This is a genomic window from Synechococcus elongatus PCC 6301 (assembly GCF_000010065.1).
In the GTDB taxonomy this organism is placed as follows: Bacteria; Cyanobacteriota; Cyanobacteriia; order Synechococcales; family Synechococcaceae; genus Synechococcus; species Synechococcus elongatus.
The window spans coordinates 2,176,236-2,193,291 of record NC_006576.1 but is presented as its reverse complement, the minus strand read 5'-3'; the positions used below and the strand labels follow the sequence as shown (position 1 = coordinate 2,193,291).

Genomic DNA, 17,056 nt, shown 5'->3' with positions numbered 1-17,056 from the left:
TCGCTCCTAACCAACTGCAATGATGCGGGCCAGGAAGAAAGACCATGTGGTCACAATTCCACCCAGTAGGTAGTGAGCAACGCCCACTGCCCGGCCTTGGATGATGCTGAGCGCACGCGGTTGGATGGCAGGAGCCACTTTGAGCTTGTTGTGAGCCCAGACGATGGACTCGATCAGCTCTTGCCAGTAGCCACGGCCACTGAACAGGAACATCAAGCTGAAGGCCCAGACAAAGTGAGCACCCAAGAACAGCAGGCCATAGGCAGAGGTCGAGCTGCCGTAGGAGGTGATCACCTGAGACGCTTGCGCCCACAGGAAGTCACGCAACCAGCCATTGATCGTGAGGGCACTTTGAGCAAAGTTGCCATTCGCGATGTGCGCTACCGAACCATCAGGCAGCACGGAACCCCAAACATCGGACTGCATTTTCCAGCTGTAGTGGAAAATTACAATCGACAGGGAGTTGTACATCCAGAACAAGCCTAGGAACACGTGGTCCCAACCAGAGACTTGGCAGGTGCCGCCACGGCCAGGGCCGTCGCAGGGGAACCGGAAGCCAAGGTTGGCTTTGTCAGGAACCAGACGCGAACTCCGAGCGTAGAGAACGCCCTTGAGGAGAATCAGCGCCGTGACGTGAATCGTGAAGGCGTGGATGTGGTGGACCATGAAGTCCGCAGTACCCAGCACAATCGGGGCAGCAGCGACTTTGCCGCCGACTGCAACCACATCGCCACCAAACACTTGGCTGACCGAAGCCAGGGCGTTAGGAGCAGTGTTACCCGGTGCAAGGGCATGAATGTTTTGGATCCACTGCGCAAAGATGGGCTGCAGTTGAATCGCCGAATCCGAGAACATGTCTTGGGGACGGCCCAACGCACGCATCGTGTCGTTGTGGATGTAGAGGCCGAAGCTGTGGAAGCCTAGCCAGATGCACACCCAGTTCAGGTGGCTGATGATCGCATCGCGGTGACGCAGAACGCGATCGAGGAGGTTGTCGACATTCTTGGCCGGATCGTAGTCCCGCACCATGAAAATGGCAGCGTGAGCACCAGCACCGACGATCAGGAACCCACCAATCCAGATGTGGTGAGTAAACAGTGACAGCATCGTCGGGTAGTCGGTCGCCAAGTACGGATACGGAGGCATCGCGTACATGTGGTGAGCCACGATGATGCTGATCGAACCCAGGATGGCTAGGTTGATCGACAGTTGGGCATGCCAAGAAGTGGTCAGAATCTCATAGAGACCTTTGTGGCCTTGGCCAGTGAAAGGACCTTTGTGAGCTTCCAAGATTTCTTTGAGGCTGTGGCCGATACCCCAGTTCGTGCGGTACATGTGACCCGCAACAATGAAGAGGACGGCGATCGCCAAGTGGTGGTGAGCCGTATCGGTCAGCCAGAGGCCACCGGTGACGGGGTTCAGGCCACCTTTGAAGGTCAGGAAGTCGGCATAGGCTGACCAGTTGAGCGTGAAGAAGGCTTTCACACCGGCTTCAAAGCCCGGGAACAGCTGCGAGATCAGGCTGACATCCAAGAACTCATGCGGCAGCGGAATATCAGCCGCAGAAGCGATGGTTTTGCCGTTGAGAACCAACGGTTCGCCAGCGTCGATCGCATCCAGCAGTTTGTTGACCGGCAGCGACACGTGAATCTGGTGACCCGCCCAGGACAAGCTGCCCAGACCGAGTAAGCCAGCCAAGTGGTGGTTCAACATCGATTCGACGTTTTGGAACCATTCCAGCTTGGGAGCTGCTTTGTGGTAGTGGAACCAGCCAGCAAACAGCATGAGACCCGCCATCACGAGCGCACCGATCGCCGTGACGTAGAGCTGAAACTCGTTGGTGTAGCCGGAGGCCCGCCAGAGCTGGAACAGACCGGAGGTGATCTGAATGCCATGGAAGCCACCGCCAACATCGCCGTTGAGGATCTCCTGTCCGAAGATCGGCCAAACGACTTGGGCACTGGGCTTGACGTGGGTTGGATCGGCCAGCCAGCCGCTGAAATTGGAGAAGCGAGCGCCATGGAAGTAAGCGCCGCTCAACCAGATAAAGATCACCGCAAGGTGACCAAAGTGAGCGCTGAAGATTTTCCGTGAAATATCTTCAAGGTCACTGGTATGACTATCGAAATCGTGAGCGTTAGCGTGAAGGTTCCAAATCCAAGTTGTGGTTTTGGGTCCTTTGGCCAGCGTCCGGTCGAAGTGACCCGGCTTACCCCACTTCTCAAAAGAAGTCGGAACCGGATTTTTATCAACCGTCGCCTTCACCTTCGCTTCTCGCTCCGGTGGGCTTATCGTCATTGAGACTCTCCTCTCTTCAGACAGGGTGAGGCCTCCTCCTTCCTCTGAGAGCCACACGTGGCGACCTCAGATTTCTCGGGGCCACCCCCTCGGCAACTCCGAGACTAAACAGCACCATGAACCCGGATAGCGCAGTTGGCTCAGCAAGGGAGCGGTGGGCGCCAGGGTTAGGAAGGACCTGCAATCTCTGAAAACAAAAACAGCGACGCAGGATTCCACACGGGAAGGAGCACTGATGGGAGCATTATAGGGGCGGGTTTTTGGGCCTCCGAAGGCGATTAACAATAATTCAAAGAGCTTTCAGGACAAGGGTTTTCGGCTCCTAAGACCAATGCAAAGCATTCATTGACTGCCTTTAGGCTGAATGATCATTGAGAGATGTAAAGGTTTGCCGAATGACTGTGTCTATGCTGACCAACTGTGCTGGGGGCGATCGCTTAGCCGTCAGGATCCCCGATTTGGAGGAGTGTCCCCCAAGGGTGTATCAACAGGACAAGGGGCAAGTGAGAGGCTCGACGTGAAGCAGTTCGGTCTGACGCGATTCTTGAAGGGAGTCGTAGTTTCTTTTTTAGCGATCGCTTTGATCGGTTGTCGGACAGATCCCAGCGCTTCACTCTTCGACACCACGCCGCTGCGAGCCAGTCGCCTCAAGGAAGTTCCGCCACCAGCATTAGTCGCCGATCTGAGTCGATCGCTCGATCAGTATCAACCGCAGGTCAAAATTCTTAGCCCTAAGCCTGACCAAGTTATCGAGAGTGATCGCGTCGAGGTCAAGCTTCAAGTTCGTGACTATCCGCTCTTCCTAAATGAGCAGTGGCAGATGGGGCCGCACCTCCACTTGATTCTCGATAACGAGCCCTATCAGGCGATTTATGACGTCGGCCAACCGATTGAACTGACGGATCTCCAGCCCGGAACCCATACCCTGCGCGTCTTTGCCTCGCGGCCCTGGCATGAGAGCTTCAAAAATGAAGGTGCCTACGCTCAAGTGAGCTTCAGCGTCTTCACTCCCACTGAGAGCGATCGCCCCAATCTCATCCAGCCCCTGTTGACCTACAGCCGTCCCAAGGGGAGCTACGGGGCTGAGCCGGTGATGTTGGATTTTTATTTGACCAATGCGCCGCTCCATAGTTTGGCTCAAGCGGATGATGAGATTGAAGACTGGCAAATCCGCGTCACGGTTAACGGTGAAAGCTTCCGCACCGAGGACTGGCAGCCGATCTATCTTGAAGGGCTGAAACCCGGCCGTAACTGGGTGAAGCTGGAACTTTTGGATGAACGAGGCCAGCCGCGATCGGGGCCGTTTAATACCACCGTGCGTTTAATCGACTATCAGCCTGGCGGGCAAGCCGTACTCGATCGCTCGGTGCGGGGGAACTCGATCGCCGCGAAATTCTGGGGATTGTCGATCGCAACTACGTGCCGCCAGCACCCGAACCGGAACCCGCGATCGCAGAACCGGAAGCAACACCTGTGGCACCTGAATTGGCACCAGAGGTGCCGGAACCCAGCGTTCTCTCTGAGCAGGCGTCAGAGCCGTCGACTGCAGTTCCCACAGAGTCCCCAACAGTCTCAGACGCTGAGGGTGCCACAGCAGATTCTGAGGATGCCGCGATCGCGCCGTCGGCAACTGAAGATGACCGCAGCACGGTAGAGGCGGAACCGATCGCCTTGCCAGAGGCACCTGTCGCACCGGCGGAACCCTCTACCGATCGCGAGGACGTTGAAACGGCCCTTCAAACCGCTCCCAGCAAAGCTGAGCAGTCTGCAAAGCAACCAGAATCAAACCCGGAGACGTTTGATGATCTCTTCGACTTCTATGACTAGTGTCTGAGCGGCTGTTCCTCATCGACAGCAGCAACGCCAGTCAGGCAAGGCTCCCGCAGGAACTCGGCGAGCCAATCCTTGACGATCGCCGTCGCTCGGCAGTCGTCCTCGTTGTAGAGCAGGATTCGATCGAGCCAAGTGCGATCGCCCGTTTCTAGCCAGTAGTCGTACCAGAGGATGGCTTGAGAGCCGTTTGCCTCGGTATCCCGCCAGTCGAAACCCAGCCAGCGGGCAATGCTTTTGAGGGCATAGCTTTCGGTGGGCAGCAGCACGCTGCGAGTTAGCACGGCATGGATGTCGATGAAGCGCGTCAGTAACGCTTCTAAGCGTCGAGTTGAGCAACCATAGCGCTGACCCAAACGCCGCAAGCTGTCGACTTCAAAGCTGCAGAAGTGATAGACCGGCGCTTGCGGATGGCGATCGAGTAATTGCAGCAGTTGTTGCCACGTGTCTGCCTCTTGGTCAGGCTGCTCAGCTAACAAGGGGCGAAACTGACTTTCGGGCTGGCGGCGATCGCGAATCAGCACCCCATGTAGGTAACAGAGATCGAGATCTGGCTGCGCCTCGATATCAAAGAAAAACTCAACATCTGAATCGGGGAAGGCGTAGGTCTGGAGCGGCTGAGGCTGTTGACTGAGGAAGACAGCTGCTTGCTGCACTAAGCGCTGCGCCAGACCCAGTTCCCAGTCCGCCGCGATCGCCAAACTCTGTGGATCGGCGGTCGCCAGAGCTTCCAATTGATCCAGCTTGAGATCGCGCAGGATGGCAAAGCGGCTGGGTGATACCCCGGGCAAGAGTGACAGATGGACTTGATCGCGGGCGCGATCGCGACAGTCCGTTTGCCAGACACAGAGATCGCAGCGACTCCGGCTGATGAACAGCTCCGGTTCCTGCTGATTCTGCAAAATCGGCGCACAGGCCGCCAAATGTTCTTGTAATTGCGATCGCCGCAGATCGAGGTTGTAGGCCTTGGGATGGCAATCCCGCAGCAGCAGCCAACCCTGTTCAGGCCAAACGCCTTGAATGCTAGTCAGCAATTCTGCTTGAAAGGCTAGCTGCAGCAGATATTCCGTCTTCGGCTTTTTGGCCAGTTTGACAGCCACCGGCTGATAGATCCAATCGCCCCAAATCGACTGTCCGGGCTGGCGCACCAACAAATCCGGGTCTGCCCAATGGGGTTCCACCTGGAGCCGTCCGCCCTCAATACAGTCAACACCTTGAGCCATCAAATCGAGGGTGGAGGCGGCGCGATCGCTCGGATCCACCGCGATCGCCTGCCATTCCGCGGCCACATCTCGCCGGCGTTCCAAAGCAAGACGACGCAACCGTTGCAGGTAAGCATTGGGGGCTTCAGCCTGCTGGCGATCGCCCCAGCGATTCAGATAGAGCCGCCGCGCACAACGGAGGTAATCGAGTAAATCAGCATCGCCAAGCCCCATAGCCCTTAGCCTAGCGCCGCTTGGGTTGCAGGGTTTCACCCAGGCCTTCGCCTAGCAGCGACAGCGCCACGACGAGCAGAGTCATCGCCAAGCCCGGAAAGAGCGCCGTCCACCAAATGCCTGTAGGCAGAGCGTCCAGTGCCTGCCGTAGGTCGTAGCCCCACTCGGGAACTGCCTCCGGTAGACCTAAGCCCAGAAAGCCCAAACCACCCAGAATCAAGACGGCATCGGCTGCGTTCAAGGTGAATAGCACCGGCACGCTTTGGATGACGTTGGCGACCAAGTACTTGCGCAAAATGTGCGGGGTCGAAGCCCCCAGCGATCGCGCCGCCTCGATGTAGGGTTCGCTTTTGACACTCGCCGTTTGGTTGCGCACGACTCGAAAGTACTGCGGCACGTAGGCAATGCTGAGGGCGATCGCTGCATTGGGCACGCCGCGTCCCACCACAAAAGCCAACGTGATCGACAGCAGCAGGCCGGGCAGCGTGTAGATTACGTCCATCAAAAAAACCAGGGCGCGATCGAGCCAACCGCCCCAGTAACCGGCAATCAAGCCCAGTGGCACCCCGATCACCAAACTCAAACTCGTTCCCAGCAAAACGACCTGCAGAGCGACTCGCGTCCCAAACAGCGTCCGTGAAAAGACGTCATAGCCCTGCCGCGTTGTGCCAAACCAATGCTGCCAAGAGGGCGCGGCATGGATGGGATTGAGCAACGCTTCCGTCGGATTTTGGAGCCAGCCCCAAGCCTGCAAGAGTGGTGCCGCGATCGCAATCAGTACGTAGATCAGGCTGATGCCCAGTCCCCACCGCGCCAGCCGCGCCGCAAAAGTAGCGCCGGTAAAGCCGGGCAGACGCAAGCGATCCAGCACTGCAAGTTGCATTAGGTCTGATCAGGCAGGAAGAGCAGAAAGTGGCCCCATCATCAGCGGAGATGGAACGGCTGGCAAGCCCTCGGAGGGGCGATCGCTCTAAAGCCAGCTCCAGCCAGATGGCAGAGTGGAGAAAGCGATGGAGACTCCCTGATGATCACGGCTGCCTACGGTTCTTGGCGATCGCCGATCAGTGCCGACCTGATTGTGCAAGGCAGTGTTGGATTGAGCGGTGTGATGCTGTCAGGGGGCGATCGCTACTGGCTGGAGTCGCGCCCCACGGAACGCGGCCGTACGACATTGATTCGCCAATCCGCGACAGGACAGATTGAAGAACTAACTCCGACACCGTGGAACGTTCGCACTCGAGCCCATGAGTATGGCGGCGGCTCCTACTGCATCGATCAGGGCGAGGTCTACTTCAGCCACGACAAGGATCAGCGGCTCTATCGCCTGATTCTGGGGCAAGATCCGCAGCCGTTGACGCCGGAGCTACCGCTGAAATTTGCAGATGGTCTGATCGATCGCCAGCGGCAGCGCTGGATTGGCGTCCGCGAAGATCACCGACCGGAGGGCGAAGCGATCGATGCGATCGTAGCGATTCCTCTGACTGGCGAACCCAGTGAAGGGCAGATTCTCACGATCGGAGCGGACTTCTATGCATCGCCGCGCCTCAGTGCCGATGGGCAACGGCTGGCTTGGCTGACTTGGTCGCACCCGAATATGCCCTGGGATGGCACCGAGTTGTGGGTGGCGGAGTTCCTAGCCGATGGGTCGCTGGCCACGCCGCAGAAAGTTGCAGGAGGCGATCGCGAGTCGGTGTTTCAGCCGGAATGGCTGCCGGATGGGCGTTTGGGCTTTGTCTCCGATCGCAGCAGCTGGTGGAATCTCTACAGCTGGGATGGTCAGAACACGCAGGCGATCGCGCCCACTGAGGCGGAATTTGGCCTGCCCCAATGGGTGTTTGGTATGCGCACTTGGGCACCGATCGATGGCGATCGCTGGTTGGCCGCTTCTACAAGGGCAGGGCACTGGTCGCTCTCGCTAGTGGATCTCGCCACGGGCAGCCTGAAGCCATTTGATCTGCCGTTCACGGATATCTCTGGCTTAGTTGTAGAAGGCGATCGCGCTTTATTTACGGCAGCCAATACCGATCGCCCGGGTGCGGTGATTGAACTGCAAATCAGCAGTGGCGAGTGGCAAGTCCTCAAGTCCAGCTCCAGCTTGGATCTCGACCCGCGCTATCTCTCGATTCCCCAGAGCATTAGTTTCCCGAGTGCCAATGGTCGGGTGGCATACGGTCACTTCTACCCGCCGAATAATCCGGACTACCGAGCGCCTGCGGGCGAGAAACCGCCGCTACTGGTCAAAAGTCATGGCGGCCCGACGGCGCAAACTCGCAGCAGCCTTAGCCTTGGCATTCAGTACTGGACGAGTCGCGGTATCGCTGTGCTTGATGTCGATTACGGCGGTAGCACGGGCTATGGCCGCCCCTATCGCGATGCCCTGCAAGGGCAGTGGGGCATTGTCGATGTTGAAGATTGCGCCGCTGGTGCCCAGTGGTTAGCCGATCAAGGGCTAGTGGATGGCGATCGCCTCTGCATTGATGGTGGTAGCGCGGGCGGCTACACAACGCTCTGTGCCCTGACCTTCACCGATGTTTTCAAAGCCGGAGCGAGCCGCTATGGCATTGGCGACCTCAAAGCCCTCGCTGAAGACACCCACAAATTTGAGTCCCGCTACCTCGATGGCTTGATTGGCCCTTGGCCCGAGGCGGCGGATCTTTACCGCGAGCGATCGCCGATTCACCACGTCGAGCAGCTCAACTGCCCTGTGATTTTCTTCCAAGGTTTGGAAGACAAAGTTGTGCCACCGGCGCAGGCAGAAACCATGGTCGCCGCACTCAAAGCCAAAGGCCTGCCTGTCGCCTATGTGCTCTTCCCCGAGGAACAGCACGGCTTCCGGCAGGCTGCTAACATCAAGCGATCGCTGGAAGGGGAGCTGTACTTCTACAGCCAAATCTTCGGCTTCGACCTTGCAGACGAAATCGAACCGGTGGCGATCGCTAACTGGCCTAAGGCTTAAATCGCCTGGGCAATCAGCGTGTGGTGGCGGGGACTGTTGCAGATCCGAGTCGGAGTCGTGAACCCCGCCGCTTGGAAAACCGCATCCAAGTCCAAACTGAAATATTCGTCGATGTAAGGCTCGGTGCTCTTCAGCAGCGTCAGGATGTAGGGTGGCATTTTGGCAAACACATCCGACTGCGGATTCATGTCCATCAGAGCAATGTGACCGCCGACCGGCAGCAAGCGTCGCGCCTCTTTGAGGATGTCTTGTGCTGCTTGAGCCGGTAGTTCGTGAAAGACCAGGCAAGCAGAAATGAGATCAAAGCTTTGATCCGGCAGTCCTGTCGCTTCCGCTGCGGCATGGTGCCATTGAATCGATCGCCCCGCCTGTTCTGCCTGATATTTCGCGACGGCAAGGAAATAGGGCGAAAGATCGAGACCCGCGATCGCTGCTTGCGGGAACGTGTCTTGCAACGTGAAGGTGCTCATGCCAACACTGCAGCCAATGTCCAAAATCCGCTGGGGTGCAGTCGGCAGATGCTCTTTCAAAACTTGGTGATAGCTGGCGCGGAGTTGAGCATCGCCTTGGGCACCCGCCTCGGGCCAAATGCGGGCATGGACGGAGAGCGCCGCCACTTCCACTTCCATCGCCGGTTCCCAGCCCAAGTTGCCCTCGGGATAGGCATGAAAGGGTGCGACGTAGTAGCTCGGGTATTGGAGATCAGGATTGGTTAGCGCCTGCAGATCCTGTTCCCAATCCGGCGAAAACGACTGCTCGCTCTGACGTTGACGCAGGGCTGCAGTTCTGGCCGGCCAATCGACGCCGATCTGGCTAGCACGTTGCACCATCATCGATCGCGCTCGTTTGCGCGCGATGTTGAAGAGTGGCTGAATCTGGAGGATGCCACTGACCAAACGAGAGGCAAGCCCCATCGGTTTTACCGTCGTAGCCGTCATGGAAACGCCCAGAATTCTCTCTGCTTATTATCGCGATCGCCCCCTGCTTTCCTGAGAAGCGTTGAAAATAAAGCTGTCCCCTGCTGGAGTGGTGCCTATCCATGCTGACTGAGGCCAACCCCACTGATCTTGTGTCGTCGCGATCGCTGACCACCGATGTCGTTGTCGTTGGAGCAGGCATTGTCGGCAGCTTGGTCACCTATGGCTTAGCCCGCCAAGGATTGCGGGTTGCCCTAGTTGAGGCCCAATCTCCTGCGGCAGTCCTGAAACGCGATCGCGCCTATGCTCTGACCTTGGCCGCCGCCGATTTACTGGAGCAGTTGGGACTGTGGGAAACTTTGCTGCCCCGCATTCAACCTTTCCAAGAAATTCAGCTCAGCGACACAGCGCTTCCCAAATCCGTACGCCTGTTGCCGAAGGATTTGCAGCGATCGCAGAGCCTTGGCTACGTAGCCGAACATCGGGTCCTGCTGGAAACGCTCTACGAGCAGTTTGAGTCGCTGCCCAACCTTACTTGGCTGCCCTCAACGCAACTACTGGAAGTCAACCTCGACACCCACCAAGCCACACTGCTCCTCGAACGCGATGGCATTCAACAGCAGTGGCAAAGCCAACTGGTTGTCGCGGCTGATGGCCCCAACTCCCCTCTGCGCGAGGCTTGCGGCATTCGGCGGGATGGCTGGGCCTACTGGCAGTCCTGTCTGACGGCAGTGGTTGGCCTCGAGCGATCGCATCAGGGCGTTGCCCAGGAATGTTTCCGTAAGAGTGGCCCCTTTGCCGTTCTGCCCCTACCGGGCGATCGCGCTCAGATCGTCTGGACGGCACCCCATGCTCAGGCACAACAGTTGCGGGATCTCCCCGAGTCAGAATTTCTCCAACAACTACGGCAACCCTTTGGCGATCGCTACGGACAACTGCGTTTGCTCAGCGATCGCCGCATCTTTCCGGTGCAACTGCGCCAAAGCCGCCGCTACGTCCAGCACCGCCTTGCCCTCGTTGGTGATGCCGCGCATTGCTGCCATCCGGTGGGGGGCCAAGGGCTGAACCTCGGCATTCAGGATGCGGGCGCCCTGATTGAAACCTTGACTAGCGATCGCCGTCGCCGCAAAGATCTCGGCCGACTATCACTACTCCAGCGCTACGAACGCCGTCGCAAACGCGAAACTTGGCTGATCTTGGGCTTTACCGATCTGCTCGATCGCCTCTTCTCCAATCATTTCTGGCCCCTCGTCCAGTTACGCCGTCTGGGGCTGTGGCTCCTGCGCCATGTGCCCCTGCTTCGGACTCTCGCCCTCAAGGTGATGACGGGGCAATGGGTACAGCGCATTCAACTCAAGAGCCACTAGGCACTTTTGCTCCCTTGGCAAATCCGGCAGGACTGTTAACATCGGCGCACTGAACGCTATTGCTTTGTTGCTTTCGTTTGCAGTTTGGCGATCGCTTCCCACAGGCTGCACTACTCTGAATGCACATCGCTTGACTTTTTTTGTCATCGATGTAACATTTGGGCTCCTAAGCATTGTCATTGGTAATCCATCTAACATTCCCATGAGTTTCATTCCCTTCCCGGGCAACGAATCCAGCCTCAATACCCCGATCGCTGCAGCGAAGCCTGAGCTGATTCGTTTCCTGCAGGAAGAATTGGCTCTGCCGGATGCCTCGATTGAAATGGCCGTCCGTCATAGCGAGCAAGAACAAGGCCCGATCCCAATGGTGCTCTGGCGCTACGGCTTGGTGAACCTGCAAGAACTGGAACAGATCTACGACTGGATGGAAGCTGCCGCCTAGGAGCGATCGCACCTCCAGCCCAGCTTCTCCTCCTCAAGCCGGTTGTCTGAGACAGTCGGCTTTGTTGTTTGTTACCAAGTCCAGATCCGCAAGCTCACGCCGCGTAATAAGGTAGTGTCCAGACTTCTGACCCAGACCCATGTTGCTCAGTGTTGTCGCGATCGCGCTGCTTGCCTACCTTTTGGGCTCCTTCCCAGCAGGCTATCTGGCTGGCCGCTGGCTCAAGGGCATTGACATTCGCAAGGAAGGATCTGGTTCGACTGGAGCCACCAATGTCCTACGGGTGCTGGGCAAGGGTCCAGCCTTGGTGGTGTTCATCACCGACATTCTCAAGGGTGTCCTGGCAGTTGTTGCGGCACGGGCGATCGCCTCTACCAATGGACTCGATCCGAGTGCGATCGCTTGGCTTGCTGCCTTTGCCGCGATCATTGCTGTCGTCGGTCACAGCCTGCCGGTTTGGCTCAGTTTTCGGGGTGGCAAATCTGTTGCCACTAGCTTAGGCGTACTCCTCGCCTTATCGCCCGTGGTTGGGCTGTCAGGATTCGGCGCTTTCCTCCTGCTCCTAGCCCTATTTCGGATTGTCTCGCTTGGCTCGATCGCCGGGGCCATTACTGTCATCGTCTTGATGCTGATCTTGCCGGAACCCCTACCAAACAAGATTCTGGGTATCGCTTCTGGGATTTACGTGATCTACCGGCACCGGAGCAACCTCGATCGCCTACGGCGGGGTGAAGAACCCCGCATTGGACAACGGCTATCAACCAATCGTTAAGGCAGGCACCTAGCCCAATTGTTGCGATCGCAGCGCTGCTGCTTTGACCGCTTCGATCAGGGCAGATCGCAGTCCATTTTGTTCAAGGGTCGCTACCCCCGCAATTGTGGTACCGCCGGGGCTACAGACGCGATCTTTGAGTTCGCCCGGATGCCAGCCGGTTTCTTGGAGCAATTCCGCCGTTCCCCGCACCGTTTGAATCGCCAGTTCAGTCGCGATCGCGCGGGGCAGACCAGCAGCGACACCGCCATCACTGAGGGCTTCAACAATCAGAGCGACATAGCCGGGGCCGGAACCAGACAGTCCTGTCACGGCATCCAATTGCGATTCCGGTACGGTGACAACGCGACCGACTGCCGCAAAAAATTCCTGTGCTTGGCTGAGCTGATCCGCCGTTACCTGCTGTCCAGCTGCGATCGCCGTTACCCCAGCACCCACCGTCGCCGGCGTGTTCGGCATGGCCCGAATCACCGCTTCATGCGGAAAAGCAGCCTCCAGCTTGGCCAAAGGTACTCCTGCCAAGATCGACAGGATCAAACGATCGCTGCGCAAATTTGCTAGGCCTGCCACTGCCGGATCAAAGACCTGAGGTTTGATCGCCAGCAAAACCCAATCAGCCTGAGCAGCTTCAGCATTGTCATCAACGCAACGAACGCCGTAGCGATCGTTCAGGAACTCACACCGAGCAGCAAAGGGTTCACTGACAGTAACGGCCGTCGCGGCCACCTGTCCTTGGGCCAACAGTCGGGCGAGCAAGGCTTCTCCCATCACGCCACCGCCAATGATGCCCAAGCTGCTGATCATGCCGTTTCCGACTCAAAAAACCATGCTTGATCCTAGAGCAACGAATGCCTGCCAAGCGCGATCGCAGGGATCGAACTCGACAGGCAAACAGATGTGGTGCCGTCTAGTGAGGGTTAGAACAGAGCGCCTAGCAGGCTATTGAGCAGCGTAGCGGCTATCGGTGCCCCAAGCCGGGGTCGGAGTCGCAGTCCGGCCAAAGCTAGTCGTAGTCTGCACCGGCTGGGCAGGGGACTCGTTCAGATACTGCTCGCCACCTTGGGTGGTGACATGAACGCAGCTCGGGGTGAACAGAAAAATGCTTTCGCCGACGCGCTCTTGGTGGCCATCAATGGCAAAGGTGCCACCGGCGACAAAATCGACGGCGCGCTGTGCTTGGTCAGGCTCCATCATCGTCAGGTTCAGCACGATCGTCTTGCGCTCGCGCAAAGCCTGAATGGCCTGGGGCATTTCTTCGAAAGAGCGGGGTTCCATTACCACCACTTCTGAGCTGCTGCTCAGACCGGGCAAGCCAATCACATTGCTGGCCGTACTAACCGGTTCAATACTGGCAGTCGGCGTATGGTTGCGCTGTCTCCGGCGGGAACTGGTTTCGGCAGCGTCGTTATAACCGTTGTAAGAGTCCGCTGCCACATCGTAGGTTTCGTACTCTTCGTCGTAGTCCAGCGACTCATTGAGACCGACGATATCGCGGATCCGGTTCACAAAAGACACGATCAGTTCCTCCAAGGGCAACGACACCACACTTTTCCGCTGACCACTAGCGAGAGCGCAGGGCACTGCTTAGGTCGATGGAGACGCAGTAGTAATAGCACAAACGGCAAGATTTCGACTGGTTTTACCGAACAAATCTCAGCTTTTTTTAAGGAAAGCCACTTAAAGCACCTGAAATGGCAATTGCCAGGCCAGTTCTAAGACGTAAAGGTTTGTTAACTATGGCCAAGATTACAGCGATCGCGGCCCAAATAACTGGGTTCCGACTCGAATCCAAGTTGCCCCTTCCGCCACAGCCAAAGGCCAGTCACTCGACATGCCCATCGAGAGTTCCGTGAGCCGTAGCTGCGGAGCCTGCTGCTGCAACTCGGCGGCGAAGGTGCGAGCCTGCGCAAACAGAGCCTGAGTCTCAGCGGCGGTGAGTCCGAGGGGCGCAATCACCATCAAGCCGCGGATTTGTACCTGTTGGAGTTGACTGAGCTGCGGTAACTCAGCCCGCAAATCAGCAGGGTCCCAGCCCGCTTTGTTGGGGTCAGGCAGGAGCTTCACCTGGAGGCAAAGCTTGGGCGATCGCCCCAACTCTCCCGCAATGCGATCGAGTCGTTCAGCCAAGGCCCAGCTATCAACTGAATGAATCCAGTCGAAATGCTCGACAGCTTTCCGGGCTTTATTGCTCTGCAGTTTTCCCAGCAGATGCCAAGTCAAATCGGGCAGATCCGTCAGTTCCGCTTGCTTAGCGATCGCTTCTTGGACCCGATTTTCGCCAAAGTGCCGCTGACCTGCTGCATAGGCTTCTCGGATGGCAGCAGCGGGATGGTTCTTGCTGACAGCAATCAGCTGAACGCTGGGAGGCAGTTGCGATCGGAGACTGGCCAACCGCTCGGCAATTTGGGCCATGCCTGCCTCTGACTCCCTAGCTGGCTACAGAAAGGTTTGTTTGAAGACTTGCTGCAGCTGGTTGTATTCCTGCAGACTGGCATCTCGGCGCAGCTGGCGCAGACGGTTGTCGACCAACATCCGCGCTTCATTACGACCGATTGGCTCAAAGCGGGTTCCCCGAGCATCAAAGGCTACGAGAAAAAAGAGGCGCTGAGCATAAAGAGTGGCGAAGAGTTCTTTGCTGTCCCCAAAGCTGCAGATTTGGTAGAGCAATCCGAAGGTGGGATGGTTGAGGTAGTTCTCGGAAGCCATTACTCGGGGGAATCGATCCTCAAGTGGAACCAGGACAAGTGCTCGCTAGGGTTCTGTAACAAGTGCAGCAGCGCTTCAAAAACTTTACGGGATATTGGCAAGGGCGGCTAGTTTTTAGCAGCTAGCGGGCCGCGATCGCTTGCCAAAAGAGTTGTAATTCGCGACCTTGTTGTTCCATCAGACCCCAGCGCACATCATTCGGCGCTTGGGCAAATAATCTGAGCATCGCTTGAATCAGCTCCGGTAGCGACAGCGTATTGGTCAAAAAGCCGTACCACTGCTCCTTCGGCAGGCCAAAGAAGGTCTGGAAGTGATGATTGAGCTGGGCTTCGGAAAAGCGCATCAGCTTTTCGAGGCCGAATTGGTAGATGTAGTGCTTGCGAATTTTTTCGGTTGGCCAGAGTCCTCGCCAGGCTTGGGTAGCAAGTTCTGCCGTGGTCAGACTGGAACTGGCATTCAGTCCAGCCGCGATCGCATTCGCCAGATCAGGAGCGCGCCGCAGTAGCGCCCCGACCATGTAGCCCGAAGCGGGATGCACCATACTGGCCGCCCCCCCAAAGCCAACCACTGACTGAGTGAGATCGGGCAGCGGCAAATTCAACGGAAACAGGCAATATTCCTCGTGCTGAATCACTTGCACCGTCACACCGCGAGTGGCTAAGCGTTGATAGAGCCGTTGTTTGAGGCGATCGTAGGGAATAGCCGGGCAAGCCGCCAGCGATGTTTCCTCTACAAAGTAGACGTCGTTCCCGAGATCCATCGCGTAGAGAAAGGTCGGTGGCAGTTGGCGTTCTTCAGGTGAGAGATGGTCGCTGCGGTAGTCCATCAGCACAAACTGATGGGGCTCGATCGGCGGCTGCGAAAACTGGCCAATGATGCCGTAGGCCGCTTGGTAGGCGATCGCGTCTGAATGAGGTCGCTGGATAAAAGCCGCTTGGTGCCCAGTCGTATCGACAACCAGCCGCGCCTGTAACTCCTGCCCTGCTGCTGTCGTAACGCAGGAATGGTGGGAGTCATGGGCGATCGCAGCTGCTTTGCCGAGTTGCCATTGCAGGCCGCCTTGCTCACATTGCCGCAACCAGTGCTGTTGTAGTTGGGCGCGATCAAACAGCCCGTAGTTGTATTGGTGCTGAACCGGCGCCTCACCGAAGTAGCTAACGCAGTTCGACCAGCGATGCCCAAAGAGATGCTCGAGGCCAAGACTATCCAGCTCGGGTCCCCAGATGCCGTAGGTATTTTCCCAAGGATGGAATGGGTCGACGGGGGATAGTCCTTGGACTTTCAAGCCGCGCTGTGCCAGCTCTGCCGCGATCGCCAGTCCGGCTGGCCCCGACCCGATCACTAAGGCATCGAACACGCGATCGCTCTCCCTGTTGCTTGCGCTACTATCACCGCTTGCGATCCTAGCCCTGAGGGGGCAATCGCCCCTAGCGGCTGAGGTGATCGAGCTGACTGAGGCTGTTGTAGTGCGTCAGGTCGTACTGCAGCGGCGTTACCGTCACGTAGTTGCGGCGGATCGCATCGACATCGCACCAGTGGCTATCAGCCGGTTCCTGTGGTTCACTTTCTTCCACCACCTCACCGGCTAGCCAGAAATAGGGCTTACCGCGTGGATCGACCCGCTGGTCAAACAGATCGACGTAGCGTCGGACGCCTTGGCGGGTCAGGCGAATGCCAGCGATTTCCTCCTTCGGTACCGGCGGAATGTTGACGCTGAGCAGCACCTTGGGCGAACTGGGGTGCGGCAGGCGCTCCAGTAATTCCACAGCAATCTCAGCCGCTGGTTCAAAGTCCCGCGCTGTAAAACTGGCCAAGCTCAGGGCAATGCTGGGGATACCTTCAATCACGCCCTCCATCGCTGCTGAGACGGTGCCGGAGTAGAGCACGTCCGTTCCCAGATTGGGGCCGTGATTGATGCCCGAGAGCACAAAATCGGGCAGTTCTGGCAGCAGTGTGCCAAGGGCAAGCTTGACGCAGTCCGAAGGCGTCCCAGAGCAAGCCCAGACCTGTACTGCCGGATCAAACAGCCCTTCGATCCGTTCGGCGCGGATGGGTTTATGCAACGTCAGGCCGTGGCCGGTGGCCGATCGCTCGCGATCGGGACAGACAACCGTGACCTCATGGCCAGCCTGAACGAGACGGTTGGCGAGGGTTTGGATACCGAGGGCGAAAACGCCATCGTCGTTGCTGATCAGAAGTCGCATGCCGAATTGCAGGGTCTGCCCATTAACCCTAACGGCATTCGGGGAGCATAACCGGTCTAGACCCGCACACCGGCGCGATCGCACGGCTGGTAATCTGGACTTTGATGGCTCCCCCGCCCCTTTTGCTT

General features: G+C 57.7%; 16 protein-coding genes. 6 read left to right on the top strand and 10 right to left on the bottom strand.

The window, feature by feature from the left end:
* Positions 1-6: 6 nt before the first annotated feature.
* Positions 7-2,298 (bottom strand): photosystem I core protein PsaA, encoded by a 2,292-nt coding sequence (gene psaA, locus SYC_RS10865; RefSeq protein ID WP_011244354.1) that lies wholly within the window; start codon positions 2,296-2,298, stop codon positions 7-9.
* A 544-nt stretch (positions 2,299-2,842) separates the two neighbouring features.
* Here psaA and SYC_RS10860 point away from each other — a divergent pair.
* Both SYC_RS10860 and SYC_RS13890 read left to right on the top strand, forming a co-directional pair.
* Positions 2,843-3,952, top strand: a complete 1,110-nt coding sequence (locus SYC_RS10860) for a hypothetical protein (protein WP_155813924.1) — start codon at positions 2,843-2,845, stop codon at positions 3,950-3,952.
* Positions 3,953-3,969: 17 nt separating this feature from the next.
* Complete coding sequence (locus tag SYC_RS13890; protein WP_155813923.1) at positions 3,970-4,125, top strand: hypothetical protein; 156 nt, start codon at positions 3,970-3,972, stop codon at positions 4,123-4,125.
* Here SYC_RS13890 and SYC_RS10855 read toward each other — a convergent pair.
* Together SYC_RS10855 and SYC_RS10850 are read right to left on the bottom strand one after the other, a co-directional pair.
* Entirely contained in the window at positions 4,122-5,564 is a 1,443-nt protein-coding gene (locus SYC_RS10855; protein WP_011244352.1) for a TM0106 family RecB-like putative nuclease, read from the bottom strand. The genes SYC_RS13890 and SYC_RS10855 overlap by 4 nt on opposite strands.
* Positions 5,565-5,574: 10 nt before the next feature.
* Complete coding sequence (locus tag SYC_RS10850) at positions 5,575-6,447, bottom strand: ABC transporter permease (protein WP_011244351.1); 873 nt, start codon at positions 6,445-6,447, stop codon at positions 5,575-5,577.
* Positions 6,448-6,588: 141 nt separating this feature from the next.
* Here SYC_RS10850 and SYC_RS10845 point away from each other — a divergent pair, with 141 nt between their 5' ends.
* Positions 6,589-8,520, top strand: a complete 1,932-nt coding sequence (locus SYC_RS10845) for a S9 family peptidase (RefSeq protein ID WP_011244350.1) — start codon at positions 6,589-6,591, stop codon at positions 8,518-8,520.
* Here SYC_RS10845 and SYC_RS10840 read toward each other — a convergent pair.
* A complete protein-coding gene (locus SYC_RS10840) occupies positions 8,517-9,458 on the bottom strand; it encodes a class I SAM-dependent methyltransferase (protein WP_011378292.1) in 942 nt (313 codons plus the stop codon). The two genes, SYC_RS10845 and SYC_RS10840, sit on opposite strands and share 4 nt — an antisense overlap.
* A gap of 101 nt (positions 9,459-9,559) precedes the next feature.
* On the opposite strand from SYC_RS10840, the gene SYC_RS10835 reads away from it, so the two are divergent.
* The 3 genes from SYC_RS10835 (at position 9,560) to plsY (ending at position 12,018) form a co-directional block, all read left to right on the top strand.
* On the top strand, positions 9,560-10,804 hold the full coding sequence (locus tag SYC_RS10835; protein WP_011244348.1) for an FAD-dependent hydroxylase: 1,245 nt from the start codon (positions 9,560-9,562) through the stop codon (positions 10,802-10,804).
* Between the two features lie 202 nt (positions 10,805-11,006).
* Positions 11,007-11,246 (top strand): DUF2949 domain-containing protein, encoded by a 240-nt coding sequence (locus SYC_RS10830; protein WP_011244347.1) that lies wholly within the window; start codon positions 11,007-11,009, stop codon positions 11,244-11,246.
* 139 nt (positions 11,247-11,385) lie between these two features.
* Entirely contained in the window at positions 11,386-12,018 is a 633-nt protein-coding gene (plsY, locus tag SYC_RS10825) for a glycerol-3-phosphate 1-O-acyltransferase PlsY (protein WP_011244346.1), read from the top strand.
* A gap of 9 nt (positions 12,019-12,027) precedes the next feature.
* Here the strand turns inward: plsY and proC are convergent, their stop codons facing one another.
* The 6 genes from proC to surE form a co-directional block, all read right to left on the bottom strand.
* Positions 12,028-12,822 (bottom strand): pyrroline-5-carboxylate reductase, encoded by a 795-nt coding sequence (gene proC / locus SYC_RS10820; RefSeq protein WP_011244345.1) that lies wholly within the window; start codon positions 12,820-12,822, stop codon positions 12,028-12,030.
* A gap of 135 nt (positions 12,823-12,957) precedes the next feature.
* Positions 12,958-13,533, bottom strand: a complete 576-nt coding sequence (locus SYC_RS10815; protein WP_011378295.1) for a cell division protein SepF — start codon at positions 13,531-13,533, stop codon at positions 12,958-12,960.
* Positions 13,534-13,764: 231 nt separating this feature from the next.
* Positions 13,765-14,430: a YggS family pyridoxal phosphate-dependent enzyme gene (locus tag SYC_RS10810; protein ID WP_011244343.1), complete on the bottom strand. Its 666-nt coding sequence runs from the start codon at positions 14,428-14,430 to the stop codon at positions 13,765-13,767.
* A 24-nt stretch (positions 14,431-14,454) separates the two neighbouring features.
* The gene (pipX, locus tag SYC_RS10805; RefSeq protein ID WP_011244342.1) at positions 14,455-14,724 is read right to left on the bottom strand and encodes a transcriptional coactivator PipX; all 270 of its coding nucleotides are present in this window, start codon (positions 14,722-14,724) and stop codon (positions 14,455-14,457) included.
* Positions 14,725-14,845: 121 nt separating this feature from the next.
* Positions 14,846-16,081 carry a lycopene beta cyclase gene (gene crtL, locus SYC_RS10800; RefSeq protein WP_011244341.1) on the bottom strand — a complete coding sequence of 412 codons (1,236 nt, stop codon included), beginning with the start codon at positions 16,079-16,081 and terminating at the stop codon, positions 14,846-14,848.
* 70 nt (positions 16,082-16,151) lie between these two features.
* Positions 16,152-16,928, bottom strand: coding sequence for a 5'/3'-nucleotidase SurE (gene surE / locus SYC_RS10795; protein ID WP_011244340.1), 777 nt, complete (start codon positions 16,926-16,928; stop codon positions 16,152-16,154).
* Positions 16,929-17,056: the final 128 nt, after the last annotated feature.

Coding starts and splice junctions, on each gene's coding strand:
- SYC_RS10840 (WP_011378292.1), bottom strand. CDS start 9,458: ATGACGGCTACGACGGTAAAACCGATGGGGCTTGCCTCTCGTTTGGTC.
- surE (WP_011244340.1), bottom strand. CDS start 16,928: ATGCGACTTCTGATCAGCAACGACGATGGCGTTTTCGCCCTCGGTATC.
- SYC_RS10835 (WP_011244348.1), top strand. CDS start 9,560: ATGCTGACTGAGGCCAACCCCACTGATCTTGTGTCGTCGCGATCGCTG.
- proC (WP_011244345.1), bottom strand. CDS start 12,822: ATGATCAGCAGCTTGGGCATCATTGGCGGTGGCGTGATGGGAGAAGCC.
- SYC_RS10845 (WP_011244350.1), top strand. CDS start 6,589: ATGATCACGGCTGCCTACGGTTCTTGGCGATCGCCGATCAGTGCCGAC.
- pipX (WP_011244342.1), bottom strand. CDS start 14,724: ATGGCTTCCGAGAACTACCTCAACCATCCCACCTTCGGATTGCTCTAC.
- plsY (WP_011244346.1), top strand. CDS start 11,386: ATGTTGCTCAGTGTTGTCGCGATCGCGCTGCTTGCCTACCTTTTGGGC.
- SYC_RS10830 (WP_011244347.1), top strand. CDS start 11,007: ATGAGTTTCATTCCCTTCCCGGGCAACGAATCCAGCCTCAATACCCCG.
- SYC_RS10810 (WP_011244343.1), bottom strand. CDS start 14,430: ATGGCCCAAATTGCCGAGCGGTTGGCCAGTCTCCGATCGCAACTGCCT.
- SYC_RS10855 (WP_011244352.1), bottom strand. CDS start 5,564: ATGGGGCTTGGCGATGCTGATTTACTCGATTACCTCCGTTGTGCGCGG.
- SYC_RS10850 (WP_011244351.1), bottom strand. CDS start 6,447: ATGCAACTTGCAGTGCTGGATCGCTTGCGTCTGCCCGGCTTTACCGGC.
- psaA (WP_011244354.1), bottom strand. CDS start 2,298: ATGACGATAAGCCCACCGGAGCGAGAAGCGAAGGTGAAGGCGACGGTT.